Annotated in this window: 26 protein-coding genes and 1 pseudogene; 12 read left to right on the top strand and 15 right to left on the bottom strand. The window is 72.3% G+C overall.

Translation table 11 applies throughout. From position 1 onward, the window contains the following. Positions 1-16: 16 nt before the first annotated feature. From AB0J66_RS30430 to ssd, 5 genes are read right to left on the bottom strand one after another with little or no spacing between them, the layout of a single operon-like run. Positions 17-715, bottom strand: coding sequence for a type II secretion system F family protein (locus tag AB0J66_RS30430; RefSeq protein ID WP_364667793.1), 699 nt, complete (start codon positions 713-715; stop codon positions 17-19). Positions 716-734: 19 nt separating this feature from the next. After that, positions 735-926, bottom strand: coding sequence for a hypothetical protein (locus AB0J66_RS30425; RefSeq protein ID WP_364667790.1), 192 nt, complete (start codon positions 924-926; stop codon positions 735-737). Further along, on the bottom strand, positions 923-1,633 hold the full coding sequence (locus AB0J66_RS30420; RefSeq protein WP_364667787.1) for a hypothetical protein: 711 nt from the start codon (positions 1,631-1,633) through the stop codon (positions 923-925). Before AB0J66_RS30420 ends, AB0J66_RS30425 begins: the two co-directional genes overlap by 4 nt. Then, on the bottom strand, positions 1,630-2,844 hold the full coding sequence (locus tag AB0J66_RS30415; RefSeq protein ID WP_364667784.1) for a TadA family conjugal transfer-associated ATPase: 1,215 nt from the start codon (positions 2,842-2,844) through the stop codon (positions 1,630-1,632). The genes AB0J66_RS30420 and AB0J66_RS30415 overlap by 4 nt, the downstream gene beginning before the upstream one ends. Beyond that, entirely contained in the window at positions 2,841-3,896 is a 1,056-nt protein-coding gene (gene ssd / locus AB0J66_RS30410; protein WP_364667781.1) for a septum site-determining protein Ssd, read from the bottom strand. Before ssd ends, AB0J66_RS30415 begins: the two co-directional genes overlap by 4 nt. A gap of 173 nt (positions 3,897-4,069) precedes the next feature. Between ssd and AB0J66_RS30405 the strand changes: the two genes are divergently transcribed. Together AB0J66_RS30405 and AB0J66_RS30400 are read left to right on the top strand one after the other, a co-directional pair. Beyond that, positions 4,070-4,426, top strand: coding sequence for an STAS domain-containing protein (locus AB0J66_RS30405; RefSeq protein WP_364667779.1), 357 nt, complete (start codon positions 4,070-4,072; stop codon positions 4,424-4,426). Positions 4,427-4,740: 314 nt separating this feature from the next. Beyond that, positions 4,741-5,538, top strand: a complete 798-nt coding sequence (locus AB0J66_RS30400) for an HAD-IB family hydrolase (RefSeq protein WP_364667777.1) — start codon at positions 4,741-4,743, stop codon at positions 5,536-5,538. A gap of 871 nt (positions 5,539-6,409) precedes the next feature. Here the strand turns inward: AB0J66_RS30400 and AB0J66_RS30395 are convergent. Together AB0J66_RS30395 and AB0J66_RS30390 are read right to left on the bottom strand one after the other, a co-directional pair. After that, positions 6,410-6,889, bottom strand: a complete 480-nt coding sequence (locus AB0J66_RS30395; protein ID WP_364667774.1) for a PH domain-containing protein — start codon at positions 6,887-6,889, stop codon at positions 6,410-6,412. A 60-nt stretch (positions 6,890-6,949) separates the two neighbouring features. Next, positions 6,950-7,681, bottom strand: coding sequence for an oxidoreductase (locus AB0J66_RS30390; protein ID WP_364667771.1), 732 nt, complete (start codon positions 7,679-7,681; stop codon positions 6,950-6,952). Between the two features lie 201 nt (positions 7,682-7,882). On the opposite strand from AB0J66_RS30390, the gene acs reads away from it, so the two are divergent. The 3 genes from acs (at position 7,883) to AB0J66_RS30375 (ending at position 11,387) form a co-directional block, all read left to right on the top strand. After that, positions 7,883-9,868, top strand: coding sequence for an acetate--CoA ligase (acs, locus tag AB0J66_RS30385; protein ID WP_364667768.1), 1,986 nt, complete (start codon positions 7,883-7,885; stop codon positions 9,866-9,868). 321 nt (positions 9,869-10,189) lie between these two features. After that, complete coding sequence (locus AB0J66_RS30380) at positions 10,190-10,429, top strand: hypothetical protein (RefSeq protein ID WP_364667766.1); 240 nt, start codon at positions 10,190-10,192, stop codon at positions 10,427-10,429. A 34-nt stretch (positions 10,430-10,463) separates the two neighbouring features. Next, positions 10,464-11,387, top strand: a complete 924-nt coding sequence (locus AB0J66_RS30375; RefSeq protein ID WP_364667763.1) for an alpha/beta hydrolase — start codon at positions 10,464-10,466, stop codon at positions 11,385-11,387. Here AB0J66_RS30375 and AB0J66_RS30370 read toward each other — a convergent pair. The 5 genes and pseudogenes from AB0J66_RS30370 to AB0J66_RS30350 all read right to left on the bottom strand — a co-directional run bounded on the left by AB0J66_RS30370 (position 11,384) and on the right by AB0J66_RS30350 (position 16,015). Next, positions 11,384-11,749, bottom strand: coding sequence for a hypothetical protein (locus tag AB0J66_RS30370; protein ID WP_364667761.1), 366 nt, complete (start codon positions 11,747-11,749; stop codon positions 11,384-11,386). The two genes, AB0J66_RS30375 and AB0J66_RS30370, sit on opposite strands and share 4 nt — an antisense overlap. Then, positions 11,746-12,891: an SseB family protein gene (locus AB0J66_RS30365; protein ID WP_364668250.1), complete on the bottom strand. Its 1,146-nt coding sequence runs from the start codon at positions 12,889-12,891 to the stop codon at positions 11,746-11,748. The genes AB0J66_RS30370 and AB0J66_RS30365 overlap by 4 nt, the downstream gene beginning before the upstream one ends. Positions 12,892-14,673: 1,782 nt before the next feature. Beyond that, positions 14,674-15,030 (bottom strand): annotated as a pseudogene (locus AB0J66_RS30360) (SseB family protein); the annotation flags it as partial. A gap of 352 nt (positions 15,031-15,382) precedes the next feature. Next, entirely contained in the window at positions 15,383-15,679 is a 297-nt protein-coding gene (locus AB0J66_RS30355; RefSeq protein WP_364667759.1) for a WXG100 family type VII secretion target, read from the bottom strand. 18 nt (positions 15,680-15,697) lie between these two features. Beyond that, positions 15,698-16,015, bottom strand: coding sequence for a WXG100 family type VII secretion target (locus AB0J66_RS30350; protein ID WP_364668247.1), 318 nt, complete (start codon positions 16,013-16,015; stop codon positions 15,698-15,700). A gap of 316 nt (positions 16,016-16,331) precedes the next feature. Between AB0J66_RS30350 and eccE the strand changes: the two genes are divergently transcribed. From eccE to rarD, 4 genes are all read left to right on the top strand, one after another. After that, positions 16,332-18,167: a type VII secretion protein EccE gene (gene eccE, locus AB0J66_RS30345; RefSeq protein ID WP_364667757.1), complete on the top strand. Its 1,836-nt coding sequence runs from the start codon at positions 16,332-16,334 to the stop codon at positions 18,165-18,167. Between the two features lie 353 nt (positions 18,168-18,520). Then, a complete protein-coding gene (locus AB0J66_RS30340) occupies positions 18,521-18,901 on the top strand; it encodes a phage holin family protein (protein ID WP_364667755.1) in 381 nt (126 codons plus the stop codon). Between the two features lie 92 nt (positions 18,902-18,993). Beyond that, on the top strand, positions 18,994-19,446 hold the full coding sequence (locus AB0J66_RS30335) for a GNAT family N-acetyltransferase (RefSeq protein ID WP_364667752.1): 453 nt from the start codon (positions 18,994-18,996) through the stop codon (positions 19,444-19,446). 87 nt (positions 19,447-19,533) lie between these two features. Beyond that, positions 19,534-20,472, top strand: coding sequence for an EamA family transporter RarD (rarD, locus tag AB0J66_RS30330; protein WP_364667750.1), 939 nt, complete (start codon positions 19,534-19,536; stop codon positions 20,470-20,472). Between the two features lie 15 nt (positions 20,473-20,487). On the opposite strand, the gene AB0J66_RS30325 is transcribed toward rarD, so the two are convergent. Further along, positions 20,488-21,201 (bottom strand): zf-HC2 domain-containing protein, encoded by a 714-nt coding sequence (locus AB0J66_RS30325; protein ID WP_364667748.1) that lies wholly within the window; start codon positions 21,199-21,201, stop codon positions 20,488-20,490. Positions 21,202-21,290: 89 nt separating this feature from the next. Then, positions 21,291-22,085 carry an IclR family transcriptional regulator C-terminal domain-containing protein gene (locus AB0J66_RS30320; protein ID WP_364667745.1) on the bottom strand — a complete coding sequence of 265 codons (795 nt, stop codon included), beginning with the start codon at positions 22,083-22,085 and terminating at the stop codon, positions 21,291-21,293. A 152-nt stretch (positions 22,086-22,237) separates the two neighbouring features. On the opposite strand from AB0J66_RS30320, the gene AB0J66_RS30315 reads away from it, so the two are divergent. The 3 genes from AB0J66_RS30315 to AB0J66_RS30305 all read left to right on the top strand — a co-directional run bounded on the left by AB0J66_RS30315 (position 22,238) and on the right by AB0J66_RS30305 (position 25,361). After that, positions 22,238-23,377 (top strand): MFS transporter, encoded by a 1,140-nt coding sequence (locus tag AB0J66_RS30315; RefSeq protein ID WP_364667743.1) that lies wholly within the window; start codon positions 22,238-22,240, stop codon positions 23,375-23,377. 72 nt (positions 23,378-23,449) lie between these two features. Then, the gene (locus AB0J66_RS30310) at positions 23,450-23,866 is read left to right on the top strand and encodes a VOC family protein (RefSeq protein WP_364667740.1); all 417 of its coding nucleotides are present in this window, start codon (positions 23,450-23,452) and stop codon (positions 23,864-23,866) included. A 481-nt stretch (positions 23,867-24,347) separates the two neighbouring features. Further along, the gene (locus AB0J66_RS30305; protein ID WP_364667737.1) at positions 24,348-25,361 is read left to right on the top strand and encodes a polyprenyl synthetase family protein; all 1,014 of its coding nucleotides are present in this window, start codon (positions 24,348-24,350) and stop codon (positions 25,359-25,361) included. 405 nt (positions 25,362-25,766) lie between these two features. On the opposite strand, the gene AB0J66_RS30300 is transcribed toward AB0J66_RS30305, so the two are convergent. Further along, a complete protein-coding gene (locus tag AB0J66_RS30300; RefSeq protein WP_364667734.1) occupies positions 25,767-26,657 on the bottom strand; it encodes an alpha/beta hydrolase in 891 nt (296 codons plus the stop codon). Positions 26,658-26,927: the final 270 nt, after the last annotated feature.

Below are 26,927 nucleotides of genomic sequence, written 5' to 3'. Positions count from 1 at the left end.
AATGGGCGGCGGAGCGTCAGAGCACGTCCCCCAGCACGGCGATCACGACGGGCACGAGCCCGGCCAGGAAGAACGCGGGGAGGAAGCACAGCCCGAGCGGCAGCACGATCAGCACGCTCGCGCGCTGCGCCGCCGCCTCCACGGCGACCGCCGCATCGGCCCGCAGATCGCCGGAGAGCCGTCCCAGCGCCCCCGCCAGCGCTCCCCCGCTCGCGCTGGACCGGACGGCGGCGGCCACCAGCCGCTGGGCCCCGGTGACGTCCGAGAGGTGCGCCCAGGCCTCGGCCGGTGTCGCGCCCAGGCGCAGCGACCGCGCCGTCCGGCCGAGCCGCTCCCCCAGCGGTCCGCCGAGCGCGTCCGCCACCGCGGCCGTAGCCCGGTCGACCGGAGCCCCGGCCCGGAGCGCCGCCGTCAGCAGGTCCGCGCCGAGCGGCAGGTCGGCCGTCGCGGCGAGCCTTTCCTGCCGGACCCGGGCCGGCTCGCGCCGCCGGAGGAGCCGCTCGGCCCCCACTCCGGCGACCACCCCGACCGGCACTCCCCACCAGGTGCCGAGGAAACCGGCCACAGCCACCCCGGCCCCGACCGCCAGCGCGATCCGCCCCCGCTTTCCCCCGGCCGACGACGGCGGCCGCCGCAGCACCAACTTCCGGCGCGAACCGGCCGGGACCGGCGCCAGCAGCACCGCCACCGCCGCCGCGATCAGCAGGAGCGTCATGAGCGCGCCACCGTCACCCTCATGAGCGCCCCACCGGCGTCAGCAGAGCCGCCGCTTCCTCGAGCTCGCCGACGTCACCCGCCTGCGCCTCGCACAGCCCCGCTTCCTGGGCGCCACGGCCGACCAGCGCGGCCACACAGCACGACCGCGTCGGCATCCGCACCGGGCCGGTGGCTCGAAGGAACTCCGCCAGTTCGCACGTCTCCGTCACAGCCGCACCAGCCTTTCCGTCCAGAGAAGTCCACCGCTCTGCAGCAGCACCGCCGCCACCGCGCAGGCGCCACCGATCGGGGTCCGGAGCAGGACGTGCAGCGGGTCGGCCCCGACCACCCCACCGAGCCCCAGCCCGCCCAGCGGCAGGGCGGCCAGCAACATCGCCGTCGCCCGGGCGCCCGCCGCCTGTGCGGTGGCCGAGGCCTTCGCCCGGTCGGTGGCCCGCGCGTCGGCCTCGATCCGCTCGACGAGGTCGGCCGCCGGCGCTCCGGTGCGCTCGGCGAGCCGCCACACCGAAGCCGTCAACCTGGACAGCCGATCCGTCGCGCCGCCCCCGGCCGGGACCGCCGGCAGGCCCGCCGGCGGCAGACCCGCCCGCAGATCGGCCGCGAGGGCACCCAAGGTGTCCAGCGCGGCCGCCCGGCCGGCCGAGGCGCGGCGACGGCCCGCCCGGCGGATCAGCCCCCGCCCGCCGAGGCCCGTGTAGGCCGCTCCCACCACCGCGGCGACCGGTCCGCCGACCACCAGGCCGAGCGCCGACACCCCGCACACCGCACTCACCAGCACCCGCCGCGGCCGTCGCGCCGAGACCGCCACCATCCACTGCCGAAGCGCGCCGACCGGCACCGCCGGTGGCCGGGGCCCGCCCCGCCAGACGAGCATCAGCGCCGCGGCCACCAGCAGACTCGGTCCCCACCAGCTCATGACGCCCTCGGAGGAGGCACGAGCACGGCCGGCGCCCGCACTCCCCGCACCGCCAGCAAGTGGGCCAGCGCCCCGGCGCCCGGTCCCGAGCCGCGCTGCCGCCGCCAGGCCGGCACCACCGTGGCCAGCCGCTGCTCGCCGGCCGGCAGCAGGACGCTCACCGACTCGAGCACCCGGCCCTGCTCGGTCCGCCGGACCTGCATGACCACCTGGAGCGCCGCCACGACCTGCGCGTGCAGCGCCGCCCGGGGCAGCCCGCCGAGCAGACCGAGCGCCTCGAGCCGGGCCGGCACGTCGGCCGGGGCGTTCGCATGCAGCGTGCCCGCGCCGCCGTCGTGGCCGGTGTTGAGCGCGCCCAGCAGGTCGACGATCTCGGCGCCCCGGCACTCGCCGATCACGAGCCGGTCGGGCCGCATCCGAAGTGCCTGCCGGACCAGGTCGGTGAGCCCGATCGCGCCCGCACCCTCCACGTTGGAGGTGCGCGCCTGCAGGGCCACCACATGCGGGTGCACCGGGCGGAGCTCGGCCGCGTCCTCGACCAGGACGATCCGCTCGGTCGGCGGCACGAGGCCGAGCAGGGTGGCCAGCAGCGTCGTCTTGCCGCTGCCCGTGCCCCCGGTGACCAGGTAGGCCAGCCGGGCCGCGACGATCGCCGCGAGCACGGGGGCGACCGTGGGCGGCACCGTGCCGTGCTCGACCAGCTCGTCGAGCGTGAACGGGCGGTGCCGGAACGTGCGGAGCGACAGATAGGGCCCGTCGGTGGCGACCGGCGGCAGCACCGCGTGCAGGCGGGTGCCGTCGGGCAGGCGCGCGTCGGCGAACGGCTGCCCGTCGTCGAGCCGCCGCCCGCACGCGGCCGCGAGGCGCTGGGCGAGCCGGCGTACCTCCTCGTGGTCGCCCAGCCGGACCGGCACCCGGGCCAGGCCGCCGCCGCGGTCGACCCAGACCTCCAGGCCGTTGACCAGGATGTCGGTCACCGTGGGGTCGTCGAGCAGCGGCGACAACGGTCCGGCCCCGACCAGCTGGCCGTGCACCCGGTCGGCGAGCCGCAGCACAGCCGTGTCACCGAGCACCGCCGCGCCCGACTCCCGGCGCACCGCGTCGACCACCGCGGCCGGGGTCGCCTCCACCCCGTCCGTCGCGAACCGGTGGCGCACCCTCGCGACCACCTCGGGGGCCGGCGACGCCGGGCCGCCGCCGAAGATGGTCATGCCGCCTCCAGAAGCTCGCCGACCAGGCGGCGGCAGAGACCGGCCAGCTCGCCCCGGCCGCTCTGGCCGGGGGCGACACCTCGTTCCAGGCCCTGACACATCGCCGGCTCGGGCCGCAGCGAACCGGCCAGCGGCAACCCCAGCGACTTGGCCACGTCGCGCGGCTTTAGCCGCCCCGGCGCCGGGCCGCGGACCACCACGGACAGCTCGCTGCGATGGGCCAGCACGGTCCGGGCGACCCGGGACGCCGCGGCCACCGCCCGCAGCTCGGCCGGGACGATCAGCAGCGCCCGGTCGGCGCTCTCCAGCGCGAGCACCGCGGCGTCGTCCATCTGCCGGGGCAGATCGGCGACGATCACGTCGCGGGCCCGGCGGGCGGCGTCGATGGTCGCGGCCATCGCCATGGCCGGCACGATCGGCGCCTCGTGCCGGGCGAACGACAGCAGCACGAGATCACCCCGGTGGGGCAGGGCGCCGATCAGCGCCGGCGGGTCGACCCGGCCCTCCGCGTCGGCCAGCGCGGACCAGCGCAGACCGTCCACGTCCTCCCACCCGAGCAGCAGGTCGAGCCCGCCGCCGAGCGGGTCCCCGTCGATCAGAAGGGTGCGGTGACCGGCGTCGGCGGCGGTGATCGCGAGACCGCCGGACAGGATGCTGGCGCCCGCGCCGCCCCGGCCGCCGATCACGGCCAGCACCCGGCCCACCGGCTGATCGTGCTGCTCGGCGAAGCGGTCGACGATCCACGCCTCGGCCGTCGGCAGCTCGACGATGTGGTCGACGCCGAACTGCCGGGCCAGCCGCTCCAGCGGCGGCGGCAGGTCGCCGCGGAACACGAGGGCGACCCGCGACCGCCGGGGCAGCCGGGCCCGGCGGCCGGCCTCGAGTTGATCGGCCCCGAGCATGACCAGCGGCGCGAAACCGTACCGGGAGCGGGCGGCCACCGGGTCGGGCGCGACGTCGACCTCGGTGCCGCCGGCGGCGGCCAGGCGGAGCAGATCGTCGAGCAGATCGGGGTCGGCGGTGACGACAAGGGGCAGGCGGGGTGCGGACATGGCGCCCACCGTCGCGGAGGGCGATCGGGGTCGGCAACCGGCCCTGTGGACAGGGCAGACACCTGTGGATACCGGCCGGAGAACGCGTTGATCTGCTATGCCCGGCCGCCCACGAAGGGTGGATCGCGCCGCCGTTGGGTATGTTGTTCCGGACACGGACCAATGGGGTTGGCATGGAGAGCTCGTTCCAGCGCGCACTGGCCGACGACGGCGCGGCCACGATCACCGTCGTGGGCGAAGTCGACTTCTCGAACGCCGATGAGCTGGCCGAGTGCGTCCGCGGGGCGGTCGCCGACTGGTCGCCGCCGGCCATCCGGGTCGACCTGCGCGGGGCGAGCTTCATCGATTCCAGCGGCCTCGGCGCCCTGATCGAGGGCTACCGCGCCGCCACCGAGGCCGGGGCGTCTTTTCTGGTCGTCAACCCCACGCCGACTTTCCGGCGCGTTCTCGACGTCACCGGGCTGTGCGAATTCTTCGGCCTCGCCACGGAGGACGAAAAGGCCGATCAGACCCAGGCCACCGGCGCATAGGGAACGACCCCCGTCGGGGGAGACGGGGGCCGTCCGAGGATTCGGCTCCGGGGGGGTCGAGCCGAATCGGCTCGGTGATCACGGGGGGCGTGATCACCGAGGGCTTGTCGAAAGTCCAAGAACGGCGAACAGACAACATGAATCCCGATCGCAACAGCACAAGCATGCCTCACAGAAGCAGCGCAGTCGAGTACCGATTGTGTCCGAGTGGGATAAGCCTGCCTGTCTGACCGTTTTCACAGCGCGTCACCAACGGTGGGTGGGCCGGGCCAAGGGCGACGAGGGCCGGGGCCATACGGCTACACTTGCCGCCCGTGGGCCTCAGTGCCGCGTTTTTCGACCTCGACAAGACCGTCATCGCCAAGTCCAGCGCGCTGGCCTTCGGACGGCCTTTCTATCGTGATGGCCTGATCAGCCGCCGTGACGTCGTGAAATCCGCTTACGCACAGCTCATGTTCCGGCTGGGCGGCGGCTCCGACGAGCAGACCATGACCCGCACCCGCGACTACCTCGCCGCGCTCTCCAAGGGCTGGCGGGTCGAGCAGCTTCAGCAGATCGTCGCCGAGACGCTCGAGGAGCTGATCAACCCGTATGTCTACGCCGAGGCCGCGACGCTGATCGCCGAGCATCAGGCCGCCGGCCGCGACGTCGTGCTGGTCTCCGCCTCGGGCGACGAGATGGTCCGCCCGATCGGGGCGCTGCTCGGCATCACGGACGTCATCGCGACCCGCATGAGCATCGTCGACGGGCAGTACAGCGGCGAGATCGAGTTCTACGCCGCCGGCCCCAGCAAGGTCATCGGCATCCGCCAACTCGCCGCCGAGCGCGGCTACGACCTGGCCCAGTGCTACGCCTACTCCGACTCGGTCACCGACCTGCCCATGCTCGAGGCCGTCGGCCACCCCAGCGCCGTCAATCCGGACCGCGCCCTGCGCCGCGCCGCCGTCGAGAACGCCTGGCCCATCCTCGAGTTCCGCCATCCCATCCCGCTGAGCCGCCGCCTGCGCGATCGCCCCGCCGTCCCCGTCGCGGCCGCCCTGAGCGTCGGCGTCGGCGCCGCCATCGGCATTGCGATCTACGCCCGCCACCGCCGGACCAAAACCCCGGCATAACCCAGAGGTACGCGTCGTCTCCAGTGGGCCGCCTCTTCGGGCCGCCAGTCAGTGGTCACTCCCCACGCCCAGCCGCCGGGCGGGCCCGGCCCTCACCCTCAAGACCCTCACCCGGCCCCGCGCGCACCCTTAAGACCCTCACCCGGCCCGCGTCGCACCCTCAAGACCCTCACCCGGCCCCGCGCCTCACCCTCGCAGCCCTCACCCCTCCACGCCCTCACCCCGCCCCGCGTCCAACCCCACAGCGATCACCCCTCCAGGCCCGCACCCGGCCCGCGTCTCACCCTCGCAGCCCTCACCCCTCCACGCCCTCACCCGGCCTCGCGTCCCAGCCTCGCAGCCCTCACCCCGCCCGGCCTCTCCCGCTCGGACCGGCCGGCCCGCGCGGCCTTTCCCGCGAGGCGTTGTGGCGTTCCGCGACCACTGCGGCGGGGGCGGCGCAAGGTCAATGACCAGCGCGAATGGCTTCCGTCTGACTAATTTTTGGGACCGGCGAAACCCTGGCGATCAAGCCGCGACGGGCGTAGAAAGAACTGGCGAGGTTCGAAGCGGAAAGACCCGGATTCCCGGGAAGTTCCGATTCGGGTCTCGTGCACGGCCACCGGGAACCCACGCGCGATCAGCCACGGCAGGCACGTTGCGGCGGGACCTGGGCCACCGGGCTCCCACAGCGGACTCGCGAGGCTCTGGACCGTCGACAACGACCCAGGTGCACGCTTGATAACCCGGTCCGGACGCGCAAAAGCCGGCGCCCCATGCGGGACGCCGGCTCTATATTTTCAGCCTTTGCACCGAACCGGCCGGTCGTGGGTGAGGAGGGTGAGTTGCAACCAGCCGGCGTGACGAAGCGGGTGCCTTTCGAGGATCCGTACTATATGGGGTTGCGGGCCTTGAGATGACGGCTGCGCAGTTCCTGATAGACGGCGCGGAAAAGCTTGGGCCGTGAGTGGAAGTCGACGCCTTGCGCCCACAGTTCGGTGTTGACCGTGGAGCCGTCGGCGCGCTCAATGAGAACCGTGAGTCCGCTTTCGATCTCCCACGGGCCGAGTTTGTGGGTGGCTTTGTGCAGGCGCACGTGGGCGATCTCGGCCCAGCTCATGGTGTGTGAGCGCAACAGGCCGCGAATGCGCAGGCCGGCCGGGCCGACGTAGGCGCCCATTTGCAGAATGCGGTAGGAGCCGAGCACCCAGACGGCGGCGAGAATGCCCGCGAGGATGCGGATGCCGTGGCCACTGAGATCGAATTGGCGGACCGAGCTGTAACCCAACAGGGCCAATGCAGCGATCTCCCAGCCAATTACCAGCCAACGTCCCGTTCCGGGGGTGTAAGGCCGCTCCCAGCTCGTGTCCACGCGAGCGAGTATTCCAGCGGATTTATCAAGATCTGACAGACTGCCAAAAAGACTGACCGATCAGACGGAGGCGAGGACCCCGTCGCCGATGCGCGTGATCTCCTCGGCGGCTTCCGTGACCGCCGCGGCGTAGTGGCGCAGCCACGAACGGACACCGTCGGGCGTGCCGGTCGCGTAGGCGCCGGCCGAGCCGACGTACTCGGGCTCGCGGTGGTGGTGGCCGACCTCGACGGCGACCAGCCCGCGGGGGTCGAAGCCACGGTTGATCAAGGTGAGGTGGGCGGCGGCGCGGGCCACGACACCGGCCGGGCCGGCGAACGGGCGCAGCGTGATCAGCTCGGCGTGCACGATCGCGGCGAGCAGCAGCGGGGGTGTTTTGTCGTTTCCGGCGACCAGGCCGGAGAGGTCGTCGATGCGCGACGCGGCGCCGGTGAGCCGACCGAGATCGTCGGCAGGCACTACGCCGCGGGCGGCCAGCACATGCAGCTTGGCCAGCACCTGGCGCGGGGCGCGGGGCCAGAGGTCGACCAGGCCGCCGAGGCTCTCGGCGACGCGCAGGGCGCCCTGGACCACGGGGTCGGTGACCGTGCCGCCGCGGACCTCGTCGAGATCGTAGACATTGCCCTCGAGAGCGGCGCTCGCCACGGCGGCCCGCAGGCTGGCCTCGGCCGCGACCTGACCACCGTGCCGGCGCAGCGCCCGATGGCGCATGGCGGCGTCGACCCGGTCCCGCGCCTCGGTGAGGGCGGGGGCGACGTCGGCGAGCTCTAGCAGCGGGGCAAGCGGATCCACGCCGGTAAGACTACCGAAACAAGTACTGCACAAATGAGCGCGGAACTGGCAAGATTCGCGCAGGACTGATCAAGGATCGGTCATCCAGCGCGCCCATGATGCCACCCGGCGCGCTGGATGGCACAGCCCTCGCCGGTCCCATCACGCCTGACTAATGTGCAACGAAGAAGCCCCGGCCAGCAGTGAAGAGGAGCCGCCCTCATGAGCGAGACATTGGCGAACCTGTCGTCGGAGACGCGGCAGTTCCCGCCGCCAGCGCAGATTGCCGAGGACGCCAACGTCAAGGCCGACGCGTACGAGGAGGCGGCGGCCAATCGCCTCGACTTCTGGGCGACGCAGGCCGACCGGCTCACCTGGGCCAAGAAGTGGGACCAGGTGCTCGACTGGTCCAACCCGCCGTTCGCCAAGTGGTTCGTGGGCGGCGAACTGAACATCGCCTACAACTGCGTCGACCGGCACGTCGAGGCCGGCCACGGCGACAAGGTCGCGATCCACTGGGAGGGCGAGCCCGGCGACACCCGCACCATCACCTACGCCGACCTGCTCAAGCTGGTCAGCCAGGCCGCGAACACGCTGACCGACCTCGGCATCGGGGCCGGCGACCGGGTTGCGATCTACCTGCCGATGATCCCCGAGGCCGCGGTGGCCATGCTGGCCTGCGCGCGCATCGGCGCGACGCACAGCGTGGTCTTCGGTGGCTTCTCGGTCGACGCGCTCTCCACCCGGATCAAGGACGCCGAGGCCAAGCTCGTGATCACCGCCGACGGCGGTTACCGGCGGGGCAAGCCGTCCGCGCTCAAGCCGACCGTCGACGAGGCCGTGGCGCAGAGCCCCAGCATCGAGAACGTGCTGGTCGTGCGGCGCACCGGCCAGGACGTGGCGTGGACCGACAAGGACAAGTGGTGGCACGAGACGGTCGAGCAGGCCAGCGGTGAGCACGAGGCGCAGCCGTTCGACTCGGAGCACCCGCTGTTCATCCTCTACACGTCGGGCACGACCGGTAAGCCGAAGGGCATCCTGCACACCACCGGCGGGTACCTGACCCAGACCTCGTACACGCACTGGTCGGTCTTCGACCTGAAGCCGGCGACCGACGTCTACTGGTGCACGGCCGACATCGGCTGGGTGACCGGCCACTCGTACATCGTCTACGGCCCGCTCTCCAACGGCGCCACCCAGGTCATGTACGAGGGCACCCCGGACACCCCCGGCCGTGACCGGTTCTGGCAGATCGTCGACAAGTACAAGGTGTCGATCCTCTACACCGCCCCCACCCTGATCCGCACCATGATGAAGTGGGGCGACGACATCCCGGCCGGCTACGACCTGTCGTCGCTGCGCATCCTGGGCAGCGTCGGTGAGCCGATCAACCCCGAGGCCTGGATGTGGTACCGCAAGAACATCGGCCACGACAAGACCCCGGTCGTCGACACGTGGTGGCAGACCGAGACCGGCGGCGTGATGATCTCGCCGCTGCCCGGCGTCACCGCGACCAAGCCCGGCTCGGCCATGACCGCGCTGCCCGGCATCACCGCCGACGTCGTCGACGACCAGGCCCAGTCGGTGCCGAACGGGGGCGGCGGCTTCCTGGTGCTGCGCGACCCGTGGCCGTCGATGCTGCGCACGATCTGGGGCGACGACAAGCGCTTCATCGACACCTACTGGTCGCGTTTCGGCGCGGGCGCCGGCAGCGGAGCCGAATGGATCTACTTCGCCGGTGACGGGGCCAAGAAGGACGACGACGGCGCGATCTGGCTACTGGGCCGGGTCGACGACGTCATGCTGATCTCGGGCCATAACATCTCCACCACCGAGGTCGAGTCGGCCCTGGTCTCGCACCCGTCGGTGGCCGAGGCGGCGGTGGTCGGCGCGACCGACCCGACGACCGGCCAGGCGATCGTGGCCTTCGTGATCCCGCGAGGCAATGTGGACACCGAGGGTGACGCGGGCGAGAAGCTCAACGTCGACCTGCGCAACCACGTGGCCAAGACGCTCGGCCCGATCGCCAAGCCGCGGCAGATCATGCTCGTGCCCGAGCTCCCCAAGACCCGCTCCGGCAAGATCATGCGCCGGCTGCTCAAGGACGTGGCCGAGCACCGCTCGCTGGGTGACGTCACGACGCTGCAGGACTCCGCCGTGATGGATCTGATCTCGTCGGGGATGAAGGACACCAAGTCCGAGGACTGACCGTTAGGCTGTGGCGCCGCGGCCCGCTCGGGCCGCGGCGCCAGGGTCACGGGGGTGCGATTTTCCATGGTCAAAACCGTTGGGGGTACGGCCGTAGCGCTGGCCCTCGGCCTGGTGGCGCTGACCGGATGTACGAGGGAGACGCCGCCGCCCGCCGTGGTACCCGTGGCCGCCGCACCGGTTTCCGGTCCGGCCGCCGGCCCTTCCGCCTCGTCCGCCCCGGCGCTCTCCTCGCCCGGCCGGCCCTCAGCTCCCGGCCAGGTTTCCTCCCCCGGGCCCTCGTCCCCGCGGCCGACGCCCAGCCGGCCCGTGGGTGTGCGGGTGCCTGACGTCAGCGGCAACCAACCCGGCTGGGTCAACGGAACAGTCACGGCCGCCTCGGCGTCCTGTGTCACCGTCAAGGACGGCTCCGGGGCCACCTGGAGCCTGTACTCGGCCACCGCCGTCCCGGTCGGCCCGGGCGATCAGATCCGGGCCCGCGTCAACCCCGGCCCGACCAAAGTCAACTGCGGGACGGGCAAGCCGGGCACCCTCGTCCGGGCCCTGGTCGCGGCTGGCTGATCCCCGGTCGACCCGAGCGCCTACCCTGGAGACCATGGGCGGACGGGTGGACGAGTCGTGCGTGCTGGTGGACGGCCCCTGGACACATCGCTTCGTCGGCGCCAACGGCAGCCGCTTCCACGTCGTCGAGGCCGGCACGGGCCCGCTCGTGCTGTTCCTGCACGGCTTCCCGGAGTTCTGGTGGGCCTGGCACGACATCCTGCCCCGGGTCGCCGACGCCGGCTTCCGGGCCGTCGCCATGGACCTGCGCGGTTACGGCGCCAGTGACAAGCCACCGCGCGGCTACGACGGCTACACCATGGCGGCCGACGTCACCGGCACCATCCGCGCCCTCGGCGAGCGCAACGCGACGCTCGTGGGCGCCGGGGCCGGCGGCATGATCGCCTGGGCCGCCGCCGCCTTCCACCCCAAGCTGGTCAACCGTCTGGTCGTGCTCGGCGCGGCCCACCCGCTGCGGCTGCGGGCGGCCCTGTTCGCCGACCCGCGCGGCCAGCTCTCGGCCTCGACGTCGGCGCTGCGCTTCCAGGTGCCGCGCTACGAACACGTGCTCACCCGCGACGACGCGGCGCTGGTGGGCGAGCTGATGACCCGCTGGGCCGGTCCGCAGTGGAAACAGACGCCCGACTTCGACGACTACGTGCGCCGGTGCCGGGAAGCCATGCAGATCCCCCAGGCAGCGTTCTGCGCGCTCGAGGCGTACCGCTGGGTCTTCCGCAGCGCCATCCGGCTGCAGGGCTACCGCTTCGTCAAGCTGATGCAGAAACCGCTGGTCACGCCGACCCTGCAGCTGCACGGCGAACTCGACACGGCCACCCTGCCGCGGACGGCCCAGGGCTCCGGCCGGTACGTGATCGCGCCCTACGAGTGGCGACTGATCCCCGACGCCGGCCACTTCCTGCACCAGGAGGCGACCGAGGTGGTCACCGGCGAAGTGCTCCGCTGGGCCAAGACCAGTTAGATCCGCTGCTCGTGCAGCTCCGAGACCTCGTGGATCGGCGCCCAACCCTGGTAGACCCCGAAGTCGAACTCCTCCAGGCCCAGCTGGCGGGCGATCGGCGAACGGCCGCCCGCGTACTCAACCCGCAGCCACGAATCGGTCTCGGCCAGCACGATGAACGGCGCCCCACGCCACGAACAGGCCGTGCGCACGTAGACCAGTTCTTCGTACTCGTTGGGCGAGAGCACCCGTACGAAGCGGCCCGGGCGGACCTCCTCGAAGCCCGCACCCGGCTCGGTCTGGTAGATCCGGACGTTGTCGCCGTCCGGAACCGCGTCGTACTCCCGGCCCTGCCAGGTCGCCACGTAACCGTCGCGCATCATTGCTCACCAACCCGGCGCCACAGCGGGCCGTCGTTGTCGAAGATCGCCACCATACGCTCGCTGCCGTCCGCGTCCATCCGCCACAGCTGCGAGCCGTGCGGCAGCCGGACACTGTCCACCTTGAACTCGGCGATCACGTCACGGCCCTCACCCGGGGCGAAACCGTTGCCCCGGAACGGCGGGCGCTCGATCACCCAGCCGTCCATCGCGCGCAGGGCCTGCTCGTTCTGCCCGCCGTACGGGATCCGGTAGAGGCTCGGCCGGTACGCGGGCCAGCGCAGGACGTACGCCTCCTTGGCATCCGGCTGATGCTGGGAACCCTCGTAGCTCAGACCCAGCGCCGCGAACAGCTCACCCGGCGTCCGCAGATGCTCCACCTCGGTCGCCCGGTGCACGAAACCGGCCACCCGGTCGTAGCCACGCTCCAGGTAGTAGTCGACCTGATCGGGCGGAAGCGTCTTCTGCATCACCGTGGCGTGCTGGGCGTCGTCGCTGGCCGGCTCGGGAGCGGGCACCGGCGCGGCCGTCTCGTCGACGGCCGCGGCGTCCGGGTCGGTGCCCAGACCGGCCTCGGCGGCCCAGTTGGCCAGGGCGATGACCTGCGGGCCGGGATACTTGGCGCCGATCGGGCTGTTCGGGTTGACCGCGAACGACCAGGCCGGATCGGGCCAGTTGCGGATCAGCTCGAAGAACCGGACCCCGACCGTACGGGTCGGCTGGCCGTAGTGCTCGTCCAGCCGGTCCTTGCTCGTGAAGACGATGAGGTACGCCTCGCCGTCCATCTGCTCGGTGCGGAAAGCGAAGCCGGACTCGCCGGGAGCGCTGCCCGGGCGCGAATGGTCGGCCACGGGCACGTGCACGGTAGCGAGCAGCAGAGTGGAGAGGAAAGCGTCGGTGCTACCGCCGCCGGCGGCGTCGTAAAGCTCCCGCTCGACGTCGTTGGCCGGGACGAACGACGGCGCCGAGGGCAGCGCCGGCGGCGCGGCGGGCGCACGGAAGTCCTGCGCAGGCTGAGCGCCGAACCGAGCCGGGCGGTCGCTACCGGGCGAACCGGGAATGACGGGCGGGGCGAGACCGGGGCTCGGGGCCTCGGCCCGCGCGGCGGTGTCGGCCCGTGTCTGGAACGCCGGGAACGACGTCATGGAAGCGGGCGGGCCGTCCGACGGCGAGGTGGCCTGGCGGCGCGGCAGCGGGGTGCCGAAGCCGCGACCGGGCTCGCTGAACCCCTGCTGGTCGGCTTGAGCCGGACTGGTCTGGGCCAGGCCCGCCTGCGCTTGGCTGGCCTGCGGCAGGCCCGTCTGCGCAGCAGCCTGCGGGAATGCCGGGCCCGCCTGTGCCGCGGCCTGCGGGAAGGCTGGGCCCGGCTGTGCCGCGGCCTGCGGGAAGGCTGGGCCCGGCTGTGCCGCGGCCTGCGGGAAGGCTGGGCCGGGCTGTGCGGTGGCGGCGTGTGGGGAGGCTGGGCCCTGCGGGAAGCCACCGCGCTCCTCGGCGAGCGGCGGGGCCGACCGGCGGGGCAACTCGGCCGGAGTGGCCACGGTGGGCTGGGCCCAGCCCGGGTCGAAGGGGGTCTCGGCGGGGTCGCTCGGCACGAAGTGCTCGGGAACCGGCGGGGTGTTGGCACCGGGGTTGCGGACCGGCAGCGGCGCGTTCGGGTCTTGCAGCACGCCGCGCGAGTCGTCGGCGGGGGCGGCGGTCGGCATGGGGCCCGGGGCGGGAGCCGGGGCGGCCGACCGGCGGCTGCCGAGGGCACCGAAGGCCCCGCCGAGCGTGGGTGCCGAGGGCGGGCCGGAAGCCGGGATGCCCGAGGCGGGAATCCCGGAGGCGGGAATCCCGGAAGCGGGGATGCTCGACGACGGGATGCTCGAGATCGGGGCGTTCGCGGCCGGGGTCATCGGCACGGACGGCGGCTGGTAGGCCGGAGGCACCGCGGGCGGAGCGGCCGGCGCCGGGGCGGCCGCGGAAGGGGTGCGGGCGGGCAGGCCGCTGGGCAGCACGTTGCCCGGGGTGCGGATCGGCAGGCCGCCGGGGCCGAGCGGCTCCGGCTTCGGCTGCTCGGCGGCGGGCGGCTGCTGGCCGGCGGACCGGACGAAGGCGGCCGACTGACCGGCATACGTCCCGCCCGGGCCGGAGGCGGGCGGAGCGCTCGCTGGGCTCGAAGGCTGGCCGTAGGCAGGCGGAGCGCTGGCCGGGGCGGGGCTGGAGGGCTGGCCGTACGCCGGCTGAGAGCCGGCCGGGGCCGGGCTCGAGGGCTGCCCGTACGGCTGAGAGCCGGCCGAAGCGGGGCTCGAGGGCTGCCCGTACGGCTGAGAGCCGGCCGAAGCGGGGCTCGAAGGCTGGCCGTACGGCTGAGAGCCGGCCGGAGCCGGGCTCGAAGGCCGGCCGTACGCCGGTGGAGCGCTGATGGGGGCGCCGTACGCGGGCCCGGAGGGACGGCCGCTGGTCGGCTGGCCCGTGGGCTGGCCGACCGGCTGGGCCGCGGGTTGGCCAACCGGCTGGGCCGTGGGCTGGCCGTAGGCCGACGGCGCCTGCCCGTAGGCGGGAGCGGCGCTGGCGGCTTGGCCGTACGCGGCCGGCGCATTCGCAGTCGGCGCGCTGGCGGCCGGCGCATTCGCGGCCGGCGTGTTCGCGGCCTGACCATAGCCCGGCGACTGACCGAAGGCGGCCGGGTCGTCCAAGGGCTGGCCGTAAGGCGTGTTACCCGCGCCGTAGGCGGCGGAGGCCGCCTGCCCATACGCGCTGGGGGCAGAGACCGCCGAGGTGCTCGCGGGATATTGCGGGTAGCCGGCCGCCGCCGGAGCCGGCTGGGCTCCCTCGGTGGTCGGCCCGCCCGGGCGGACCGGGTCTTCCGACCGGCTGGCCGCCAGCGCGGCGGCCTGGAAGTCCTGCATCTTGCCGGAGGCGGGCGTGGCCTCACGACCCGGGCCGCGGGTCGGCAGCCTCAGATCGCCCCGCGACAGCTGGGCGACGAACCACGCCGGCAGGTATCCCTCGATCGGCAGGCCGGGGTTGACGGCGAGCCACCACTCGAGGTTGGGCCAGGTGTTGGCCAGCTCCTGGTACGGCACGCGGCGGGCCGAGCCCGTGTAGTCGGCCAGGCAGGACTGCAGCGCGGCGGTCGACGTGAACGCCAGCACATGGGTGCGACCACCCGTGCTCCAGGTGCCCCAGCCGAGCGGCGCGAGGCCCGCGAGGGCGTCGGCCGAGACCGGCAACAGCAGGTCAACCTTGGAGAGAATGCGGAAGTACGACTCCTGATCGTCGGTGCGCAACGCATCGCGCATCGCGACCTCGGCGTCCGTAGCCGGCTCCCACTCGGACACGTCCACCTCTCCCCACGCGCGACGAGGGCCACCTCAACGCGTACAACCTACAAGGTCAGGCCGCGATCACAATGGGCGGCAGTACGCGGAGAAGTAAAGCAGGTGTACGACGCCCTCGGCACGCGCCCGGCGGAACTCCGAAGCGCGCTGTTCAGTGGCTGGCAGCGATGAGCCAACAACCGATCGTAGCGTGAACGGACTTTTCGGCCAATACGCGTTCGGGGGACAGCAACGCTCGCAAGAACGGACTAAACGGAACGGCCGGCCCAGTCATCCTCGACTGTCCGGCCGTATCGCGCCAGGGGCTCCGCGCTCACTGGAAGCGCTGGGTCGCCGCCTTCTCGGTGTGGATGTAGTCCTCGACCGACGCGTCGACGGCCGACTTGATGTTCTGCAGGATGCTCTGCAGATCGGCCGACGCCGCCCGCCACGTGGCCTGGCGCTGCGCGTACGCCTCCTTGGCCTCGCCCTCCCAGGTGTCGACCAGCGGCGCGGCGTGGCTCTCGAGGGCTTCGAGCTGCGACTGCAGCGTGCTGACCGCCTTCTGGATGTCGGCGCTCGCGTTCTGCAGCGCGCCGAAGTTGACGAGCAGCATTCCGTCGTTGGGCATGTCTTCTCTTCTCCCCCGTCAGAGCGGCAGCTGGAAGCTGCCGCCGGAGTTGGCGACCCGGCTCTGGGCCTCGGAGTCGGAGGCGTCGTAGCCGGCGCCGGACACCTTGATCGAGTCGGCGGTCTGGGCCAGGGCCGCGTTCAGCTTCTTGAGGTCTTCCGCATACTGCACCTTGACCTGCTCGAAAGCGGCCGCGCCGAGACCCTTCCACGCGCTGCTCAGCACGGAGAGCTCGTTCATGAGCGTGCTCAGCATCTGCTGCAGCTGCCCGTTGACGTCGTCGAACTTGTTGGCGGTGCTAGCCATCACCGCGGATTGCGCCTGCGTCTGGGCCACCCCGGACGTCACCCCGTTTCTCGCTCGGTTCGCCGATCGCCCGGATCCGTGATGGACGGACGGTGATCACCGCCCTCGACGTATCGACGGTGGCCACCAGGCTAGCCCCGGTCCACAAGCTTTCGGGGCGGGCCGTGAGCGGCCGACTACTCTTCAGGTACGTCGCCGACCGTAGCGAAGTTCGTCAAGACGCAAAAGCTCGGGATCGCCACCTGTGGATAACTTTCGCGGCTGTCCACAGGGCGCCCCGGGGGTGGGCCATTCCCCCTACGATGGGCCCGCACGAGCAACGATGCGGCACAAGAGGCGGTGTGAGATGACGGTCGGCGTGGCGGGTGACCGCGACTACCGCGGCCTCAGCGGCCCGGCCAAGTCGTCACCCAAGGTCAGCACCCGGCCCGTCCGGCGTGGACGATTGTTCGGTCTCCGGGCCGGACAGCTGGTGGCGACCCAGGTCGCTGCGGTGGCCGTGCTGGTCGGCGCGCTGAACGGCCCGATCGGCCTCGTCGTGGGCGCCGTCGTCGCCCTGCTGATCCTGGCCGTGACGTGGCTACGGCTGCGCGGGCGCTGGCTGTTCGAGTGGATCGGCGTGATGCTCCACTTCGGCGGCCGCCGGCATTCCGGGGCGGCGCTGCTTGATCTCGTCGCGCCCGGCGCGCGCGTGGAGCAGACCGACCTGGCCGGCGACCCGGCGGCGATCATCGTGGACGGTCACGGCCTGACCGCCGTGCTCGAGCTGGGCGACCCGGCCGGCCTACTCGCCGAGGAGCCGGCCACGCTGCCCTCGCCCGCCTCGCTGTTGCCCTCGGCCGAGGCCGAGCTGCCACCCGTGATGATCCAGATGCTGTTCACCGGCGCGCCCGCCCCGTCGCTGCGGGCCGGCGCCGGCACCCCGGCCAACTCCTATCGGCAGCTCACCGAGGGCCGTCTCCTCGGGCACAGCCGCGTGCTGCTGACCGTCCGGGTGCTGCGGGCCGAGGGCTGGTCCGAGGAGGAGCTGCATCGCTCTCTTTCCGGGCTGGTACGCAAACTGGTCCGGCGGATGTCGGCGGTGCCGGCCAAACCGCTGGGCGAGGCGGCGGCGATCCGCGTCATCGCCGAGCTCGCGCACGACGACGGCGCGGGCCCGGCCCAGGAGACGTGGCCCGGCCTGCGGATCGGCGGCCTCGCGCAGAGCACGTTCCGGCTGCGCCGCTGGCCCGACCCGCGCGTCGAGACGTCCCGGCGGCTGGTGTCCCGGCTGCTCACCCTGCCCGCGGCCGCGACCACCGTGGCGCTGACGGCCGGGCCGCGACCGGCGAACGGCCCGACCCCGCTCGACCTGACGATCCGGGTCGCGGCGCCCGACGCCGCCTCGCTCGGTGCGGCCGCCCAGGCGCTGCGCAAAGTGGTCTCGGCCGAGCAGGCCGGCGTGCGCCGGCTCGACGGCGAGCACCTGAGCGGCCTGTCGGCGACGCTTCCGCTGGGCGGCGTGCCAGCGTCGGTGCCGGGCCTGACACCCGACGGCGTGCAGCCGGCCGAGCAGCTCGACGGCCTTCACCTGCCGGTCGGCACCTCCGGGCTGATGCTGGGCCGCAACCGTCACGGCAACCCGGTGGTGGCCCGGCTGTTCCGTCCCGAGCAGACCCGGGCGCTGCTGGTCGGGGGCGTCCGCTGCGCCCAGCTCGTGGTCCTGCGGGCGATGGCCTTGGGCGCCCGGGTGATGGTGCAGACAGCGCGCCCACGGGCCTGGGAGCCCTTCGTCCGCGGCGCCGCCGTCCCCGGCGAGTCGATCGCCGTCGTGCCCCCCGGGCGCCCGGTCGAGATCGCCCCCGGCTCCGCCCTGCACCCGCTGCTGGTCGTGGTCGACATCGGCCCGGTCGGCTCGGACAACCGCCCCGGCGCCGGCTGGCAGGCCACCCTGGTCGTCCGCGACGAGTTCTCAGCCGCCGACGTCGACGTGGCGTCCCGCGCCGACCTGCTCATCCTGCAGCCGCTGCGCCCGGAGGAGGCCACCCTGATCGGCGCCGCCCTGGGCCTGGGCGAGGTGGCCCAGTGGATGACCCGCATCCGCCCCGACATGATCGGCGTCGTCAACCGCCGCGCCGTCCGCTGGGCCGCCCTGGCCCACACCCCCATCGAAACCCAGCTGGTCGGCCCACCCGGCCGCTGACCCACCCCACCGACAACCCCTCACAGCCTGCCAGCCCTCTCACCGACCAGCCTCTCCCCCACAGCCGGGCCCACTCTCGCCGCCGGTCTCACCACCGCGACCCCCATGGGTTGGTCTCCGACGAGGGCGAAGCGGCGGGCAGCGGGCAGCGGGCAGCGGGCAGCGGGCAGCGGGCGGCGCAGTTTGGTGGGTGCTGCTCGATGGGGCGGCGCTCGGCGGCACGGTGTGGTGGAGGCTGCTCGGTGCGGCGGCGCGAGGGGAATAGCCGATATGCCGGGATCTCGAAAACGACATCGACAAGATCGGTGTGTGGTGTCGTGGCTGGTGGCGGGGGCGTGGCACCATTCCGGGCCATGGGCCTCATCATCCGGCTATTGATCACCGCGTTCTCGCTGTGGCTGGCGACCGTGCTGATCGACGGCATCGAGCTGACGACCGATTCGACGTCTCAGAAGATTGTCACGCTGCTGGTCGTCGCGGTCATCTTCGGCGTGATCAACGCGGTTCTCCGGCCGATCATCAAGATCGTGGGGTGTGGGCTCTACGTTCTCACCCTCGGCCTGATCGCGCTGGTCGTGAACGGGCTGCTGTTCCTGCTGACCAGCTGGGTCGCGGGCCAGTTCGACCTGCCGTTCCACGTCGACAACTTCTGGCCGAGCGCCGTGCTGGGCGCCCTGCTCGTCGGCGTCGTCAGCTGGCTGCTCAACATGCTCGTCCCCGACGGCGACGACTGACGGCGGCGGCGGGGGCGGCGGCGACTGACGGCGGGGGTGCGGTTGCGGGATTGCGGTGGCGGGTCGGCCAGATCCGCGCTTGACTCGCGGTTGTGCTGCTAGAACGCCGTGACGACGGGTACGAGTTGAGCTCCGAGCCGGAGCGGATCGATCTTCCGCTGGTGCACCGGTGGCTGTCCACCGATGCGTACTGGGCCATGGGCCGTCCGATCGAGGAGGTGCGGACGGCCTTCGCCGGGTCGGACGCCTTCGGGATCTATCGCGACGGTGGTGAACAGGTGGCCGTCGCTCGCGTGATCAACGATGGGGCCGTGTTCGCCTACCTGTGCGACGTCTATGTCGATCGGGCGCACCGGGGCCGGGGGCTCGGCGGCTGGATGGCCCGCGGCCTGCGCGATCACTACGCGGAGCTGGGCCTCAAGCGTCTGCTCCTCACGACACGGGACGCGCAACCCGTCTACGCGGCCCAGGGCTTCGTCGAAGTCGATCCCGGCCGCTGGATGGCCTGCGACCTGGCCGCCGTCCGCGCAGCCGCCAAAGCCTGAGGCCCGTCCAAGGCCAGGGACGGCCGTAGCCTGAGACCTGGGCCATATGCAAGGACCGACCACCGGGTAAGGCCTTACGGTGGGGCCATGAGCGACGAGCGGCGCGGATATCTCTACGGCCTCGCGGCGTACGTGATGTGGGGATTTTTCCCGATCTACTTCAAGCATCTGCAGCCGGCGTCGGCGTTGGAGATCCTTGCGCATCGGGTCGTCTGGTCGGTCATCTTCGTCAGCCTGCTGCTGGCGGCGCTGCGGAACTGGCGGTTCCTCGGGCGGCTGCTGCGCTCGCCCAAGCTGCTCGGCGGCATCGCGCTGGCGGCCGTGCTGATCGGGGTGAACTGGGCGACCTACATCTACGGCGTGAACACCGACCGGGTTGTCGAGACCGCGCTCGGCTACTTCATCACGCCGCTGGTCGTCGTGCTGCTCGGCGTCACCGTGCAGGGTGAGCGGCTTCGTCGCTGGCAGTGGATCGCCGTCGGGGTCGGCGCCGTCGCCGTCGTGGTGCTGACCATCGACTACGGGCGGCTGCCGTACATCGCGTTGCTCCTGGCCGCCAGTTTCGGCACGTACAGCCTGGTCAAGAAGCGCATGTCGCTGCCGCCGGCCGAGGGTTTGTTCGTCGAGTCGTCGGTGCTCGCCGTGCCGGCGCTGATCTTCCTGGCCTGGCTCACCGTGGCCGGCGACGCCGAGTTCGGGCACGTTTCGACCACGCACACGGCGCTGATGATTCTTTCGGGGCTGGCCACCGCCGTACCGCTGCTGCTTTTCGCCGGGGCGGCCAACCGGGTGCCGATGGTCGGCATCGGGATTCTGCAGTACATCGCGCCGATCCTGCAGCTCGCGGTCGGTCTGCTCATCTATCACGAGCCGATGCCGGCGGCCCGCCTCGCCGGTTTCGCGCTGGTCTGGGTCGCGCTGATCATCTTCACGATCGACGCGCTCCGTCAGCGCCCGAAGAAGAGGGGGACGATCGGCTCCGCGGCCGCCACCGCCGAGCCGATCGCCACCCTGCCACCCCGCTGACCCGGAATCAGAGGGTCAGGGGACGTCGTAGGCCAGGAGCGCCTTTCCGTCGTACTGCACCAGCTCGAGCCGCGACAGGCTGCCCGGCCCGAAGTGGGTGGCGGCCGGCATCGTGAACTGCGCACCCGGCTCGGCCTGCCAGGAGCCGAGCTGCTCCTGCTGCTCGTCCGGGCCGTAGGCGATCAGCCGGAACGTGTACGGCTTGGCCGCGGTAGCGCTGTAGTTGCAGGTCATGTCCACTTTGGTGCCGCCCGGGGTACTGGTCAGGCGGAGCGTCGCCTTGACCGGCGAGCCGCCGACGACGGCCGTCATGGCGACCGCGGGCCCGGGTGGCGGAGTCGCGGGCGCGGCGTTTCCCCTGGTCAGCAGGAACACCCCGACGCCGATGAGCGCCACCAGCACGAGCGCCGCGGCGGTGCTCACGACCCGTACGGGCAAGCCTTTCTTGCGACGCTTGGCGGAAGGCGCCAACGTAGCCCACTCCGACGTGGCCCAGTCGCGAAGCGACGCTCCTGGATGACTCGAGCCGCCGGACAGCGTGGGGTCGAGGAGCTTGGCGAACTCCTTGGCGTCGAGGCGCGCGAGCAGATCGGGCATGGCCGACAGATCGGCCACCGCCTCGCGGCAGAACGAGCACGTCGCCAGGTGCTGCTCGTAGGCGGCCCGCTCGGCCGGCGACAAGGCACCCAGTACATACGCCCCGTCGTCGTGCTCATGCTCACAGCGCACCCCGTCACCACCCTCCGCTGATCTCCCGCTTGCACCCTGTCTTACGAGAGGGACGAACGTGAGGTTCAACGGAGTCTTAGGTTCCCTTGTCAGGCCGTGGCCGACTCGCCCGCGGAGAGCGCTTCCGCCACATTTCGGGCAGCGGCCGTCAGCTTGGCCCGGACGACTCGGGCCGAAGTCAGCATCTCGGCCGCCGGCAGCGCGCAGGAGAGCACGAGCCGGCGCTCGATGTCGCGGTCGGCGATGACCAGCACCGCGGCACACGCCAGGCCCTGCCGGAACTGTCCCATTTCGAGCTGCATGCCCCGCCGCTCCCCCGCGGCGAGGTCGGCCTCGAGCGCCTCGGGCGTGGTGAGCGTGGCCGGGGTGAACGCGCGCATGCCGTAATCACGCAGATAGCGGGCGCGCTGATCGGGCGTCAACGTGGCCAGCAGCGCCTTGCCGAGCGCGGTCGCGTGGCCACCCTCGTCGAAGCCCGGGGTCATGTCGTCGATGAACGGCGAGCGGGCCCCCTCGGCCGAGGCGGTCACCGCTATCCGGCCGCCGACGAAGCGGCCCAGATAATGGCTGTAGCCGCTGTCCAGGGAGGCGCGCCGCAACGCCTCGCCGACCGCGGGCGGGCCCCGGAAGGCGGAGACGAGCTCCCTGTACCGGTCGGCGATCTCCAGGCCCACGATGTACGTGCCGTCCTCGCGGCGGATCACGTAGCCCTCGTAGGCCAGAGTGCGCACAAGGTGGTACGTCGTCGCGACGGTCAACTCGCACCGTCGCGCTATCTGCTTCACGGTGAGTCCGCGCGGGGCCCGACCAACCGACTCGAGAACGCGCAACGCGCGTGACACGCTCCGGATCAGATCGGACGGCTCCGCCAGGGGGTCGCGCACAGCTACCTCCGACGCCAGGGACTTACACCATATGAATAATCTTCCTCCGGGGGAATGCCAAAAGCATGTGGATCACGATCGATTTACACGAGCCGTGTGGTCATTAGCACTCAGCGCGCTCGATCGGGTACGCCTGACATAGCCTGCCTTTGATGATCATTTCGCCGCCCCGGGCCATGATCGGCGCGCTGACCACCACGATCGCGGTGAGCGTTCCGGTCTTCCTGGTCGGCGGCCTGGCCGTCCAGATCGGCTTCTCCCCAGCCGGCCTGGGCCTCGTCGTCTCCGCGTACTTCGGCGCGAGCGCCCTCGCCTCCATCCCGGCCGGCGCCCTCGTCGAGCGGTACGGCCCCGGCCCGGTGTCACGCATCGGAGTCGCCCTCTCGGCCGCGTCGTTGCTCGCCGTAGCGGCCTTCGCCGGTCCACTCTGGAGTTTCGTGGTCATCCTGGCCGTCGGCGCCGGCGCCAACGCGATGGGCCAGCTCGCCAGCAACACCAGCCTGTCCCGGCACGTGCCCACCCGCCGGCAAGCCCTGTCGTTCGGCGTGAAGCAGGCCGCCATCCCGATCAGCACCCTGCTCTCCGGCGCCGCCGTCCCGCTGATCGCCCTGACCGTGGGCTGGCGCTGGGCCTTCGCGCTGGCCGCGGCCTTGGCGCTGGCCGCTCTTCTCCTGATTCCGCGCGACGCCGCCATGCCCGCCGACAAGACATCACAGCCGGCCAAGCGAGCCACCGGCGCCCTGATCGTCGTCGGCCTCGGCGCCACCCTCGCCGCCGGCTCGGCCAACGCGCTGAGCACCTTCCTCGTCGACGCCTCCGTCGCCCGCGGCATCTCCCCCGGCCCGGCCGGCCTCGCGCTCACTCTCGGTGGCGCCGTCTGCGTCGCAGCGCGCATTCTCGGCGGCTGGCTCGCCGACCGCCGCCCCGACAACCAGATCGGCGTCATCGCGGTCGTCCTGATCGGCGGCGCCGCCGGCCTGGCCTTGGTCGCCGTCCCCGGCCCGCTCCCGCTGATCACCGGCGTCATCCTCGGCTTCGGCCTCGGCTGGTGCTGGCCCGGCCTGATGAACTTCGCGGTCGTCCGCCTCCACCCGCAGGCCCCCGCCGCCGCCACGTCAATCACCCAAACCGGCGTCTATGCCGGTGGCTGCCTCGGTCCGCTCGGCCTGGGCACCGTCGCCGCCACCACCAGTTACCCCGTCATGTGGTCGGTCGCCGCCGTCGCCATGCTGCTGGCCGCCGCCCTGATGCTGCTCGGTAGCCACCGCCTACGCCACCACGCCCTCACGTAGCGACCTGAGTGAGTGGTTGAATTTCGCCCTCAACGGTCAAGACTTGTCCGCAATACCGGGCAGGTTCGGGTCATGACTCTTGATCGAGCAGGATCCCGCATCGACCACCTCAACGTCGCCGTGCCCGACTTGGACGCCGCCGTCGCCTTCTACGAGCCGGTGCTGGCCTCGATCGGGATCACCAAAATGCTCGTGATCCCGCCGAACGCGACCCCCAACCAGCCCACCGCCATGACCGGCTTCGGCCTGGCCGACGTCAAGCCCTACTTCTGGCTCATCGACGGCGGCACCGTCGGCACCAACATGCACCTGGCCTTCACCGTCGACACCCACGCCGACGTGACCACTTTCTACCGCGCCGCCCTCGAGGCCGGCGCCACCTCCCTGCTGGAACCGGCCGTCCACCCCGAATACCACGACGACTACTACGGCGCCTTCGTCCTGGACCCCCACGGCATCAACCTCGAAGCCGTCTGCCACCACGCCTAGCGTCTCGCCACCCCATTCCACGCACGACCGGCGCGACCACCCCGGCGCAGCGTGCCTCGGCCGCAGCGGGGTGCCCGGCCGAAGTCTGTGCGTGGAGGGGTGGCCTGCGGCGAAGCCTGCCTGCTGTGGGACAAGAGGGCCCCATGGGTGGGCCGAGCGGCGGGGTGCCGGCTGGGTTAGGCCGTGACGGGCATGCGCCTCGGGGCTTGGGCGGCTTGCGACGACGTCGGGCCTACCGGGGCCGCAGCTTGAGTGGCGCGGAGTGGGCGAGGACGCAGCTTCGGGGGCGGGGAGTGGGCGAGGGCGCAGCTTCAATGGCGCGGAGTGGGCGAGGGCGCAGCTTCGATGGCGCGAGGTGGGCGGGTTCGGCTGTCGGGGCGTACGTGTGCCAGATCCTGATTTTGATCTTGTGGCTGTGACCCCTGGGGCCGTGCGGGTCTGGACCATGTGGCATCGTGAAAGCGTGGTGAGCACCGGGGATATGACGCCTTCCGACATGGCGCTGTCGTCGCTCGGCCTCGACGTCGATCCGAGGGTCGACGCATCGGTGACGGCGACTCTGGCGGCCGTGGAGGAGGAGCTTCGGGCCAACGTGGCCAGCGCCGATCCGCTGGTGGCCGAGGCCGCGCGGCATCTCGCCGATGCGGGCGGCAAGCGGTTCCGGCCGCTGCTGGTGGCGTTGGGGGCGCAGTTCGGCGATCCGCGGGCGCCCGAGATCGTGGCAGCGGCCAACGTGGTCGAGCTGACCCACCTGGCCACGCTCTACCACGACGACGTCATGGACGAGGCGCCCGTGCGCCGCGGGGCGCCGAGCGCCAACGCGCGCTGGGGCAACTCGGTGGCCATCCTGGTCGGTGACTATCTGTTCGCGCAGGCGGCCGACCTCGCCGCCACGCTCGGGCCCGAGGCCGTCCACCTGCAGGCGCGGACGTTCGCCCGGCTCGTGCACGGCCAGATCGCCGAGACCGTCGGCCCGCGCGGCACCGACCCGATCGAGCACTATCTGCACGTCATCACCGAGAAGACGGCGTCGCTGATCGCCACCTCGGCCCGCTTCGGCGGCCTCTTCTCGGGGGCGCCGGCCACGTCGGTCGAGGCACTCGCCGGCTACGGCGAGACCATCGGCATCGCGTTCCAGCTCTCCGACGACCTGCTCGACATCGCCTCCGAGTCGGTCCAGTCCGGCAAGACGCCCGGCACCGACCTGCGCGAGGGCGTGCCGACCCTGCCGGTGCTCTATGCGCTGGCCGGCGACGACACCGACGCCTCGGCCGTACGGCTCCGTGAGCTCCTGGCCAGCGGCCCGCTCACGGACGACGCCCAGCACGCCGAGGCCCTCACCCTGCTGCGCGAGTCGGCAGCCATGAAGAAGGCCCGCGAGACCGTCCGGACGTACGCGGAGGAGGCCCGCGCCCAGCTGGCCCCCCTCCCGGCCGGCGACGCCAAACGAGCCATGGAGTCCCTCTGCGACTTCATCGCCGACCGCACCAGCTGAGCCTCCGCGCCCGCTAAGCAATCAGCGCCAACTGGCGTGTCCGCGGTAGCAAGGCATCCGCGGCCGGCCCGACCGTTCGCACTGGCTGAGCCATCCGCGGCAGCTGGCTGTCCGCGGCAGCTGGCTGTCCGCGGCAGCTGGCTGTCCGCGGCAGCTGGCTGTCCGCGGCAGCTGGCTGTCCGCAGCAGCTCAACCACCCCGCCACCTCACCCCGCCCGGCCACCTCACCCCGCCCCGCCCCGCCCCGCCCCGCCCCGCCACCTCACCTCACCTCGCCCCGCCAGCTCGACCACTGCGCCACCTCGCCCCGCCGCACTGGCGCGGCACCTCACCTCGCCGCCACCCTCCGCCGCCGCGCGCCGGGGGAATCGACGATCTGGTCGAGTGGCCGATCAGGGAGGCGGGTCAGCGCTGGCGCAGAAAGTCACGGAGAGCGGACAGCCACGCCGCCGGGTTGTCGAAATGCGCCATATGCGCGGCATCGGGCACCTCAACCAGGGTGCTGGTGGGGACCTCGGCATGTAGGCGCCGTGCCAGGGAGATCGGGAAGCTCATCTCCCGGGCACCCTGGAGCAGCAGCACCGGACCGCCCCACTCCCGCAGCACGCGGGCCGGATCTTCCGGGGCCGCGGGCTTCAGCCGGCCCGCCACGTACGGCTCGTTCCAGTCGCTGGAGAAGCGGACCCGATCCAGGATCTTGTGCCACTCCGCCAGCCGATCCAGCCGCCAGATGCCCAGCGGCGCATCGGCGACCGCCATGGCCCGGCTGAGCGCGCCGTCCGGGGCTTCCGGCCCGGTCAGGGCGGGATCCCCGAAGTCGACCGGCTGGCCCAACCGCCTGCGTTCCTGGTAGTCAGGCAATTGTTCGAGCTCGTCCTCGAAGTCGCGATAGGCCGTGGTCGACGCCAGGATCACCGAACGCACCACCTCGGGATGCTGGTCGACGACCCGCATGGCGATCATGCCGCCGTAGGAGAAGCCGAGCACGTCCGCGCGCGCGACCCCGAGGTGCCGCACCAACGCGGCCACGTCGTCGGCCAGCTTGTCCGGTTGCAGCGCCGACACCGGCAGCGTGCCCACCGGCGCGGTGCGACTGCTCCGCCCGCATCCCCGCAGGTCGAACAGCACGACGTGGGCGATGTCGCTCAGCTCTTCCACCGCCGGCAGCAGGTAGGAGTGATCCCAGGTCGGGCCGCCGTGGACGATGACCAGCATGGGCAACCCCGGGTCGCTGAACCGCCGCACGAACAGTTCGACGCCGTTCACCGAAACGCATTCGCCATCCATCAGGATCATCTTCCTCGGAAGGCCAGGGGAGGGCTCACGGCGGGCCGGGAGGCCGAAGGCGGCCCGGGAGGTCGAGGGCGGCCCGGGAGGTCGAGGGCGGGGCGAAGACCCAGGGCAGGCCGCTTCCAGGCCTGACGGCGGTCGGCCCGGCGCCGGGCCCGGGCGGGCCGGAGGTGGGGCCGGGCGGGCCGGAGGTGGGGGCGGGCGGGCCGGAGGTGGGGGCGGGCGGTCCGTGATCGGGAGCCCGATCCGGGAGAGCAGGCGGTCCGCGGTGGGCGA

Source organism: Actinoplanes sp. NPDC049598 (genome assembly GCF_040675435.1).
Taxonomy (GTDB): domain Bacteria; phylum Actinomycetota; class Actinomycetes; order Mycobacteriales; family Micromonosporaceae; genus Actinoplanes.
This window is presented reverse-complemented; position numbering and strand designations above follow the sequence as displayed.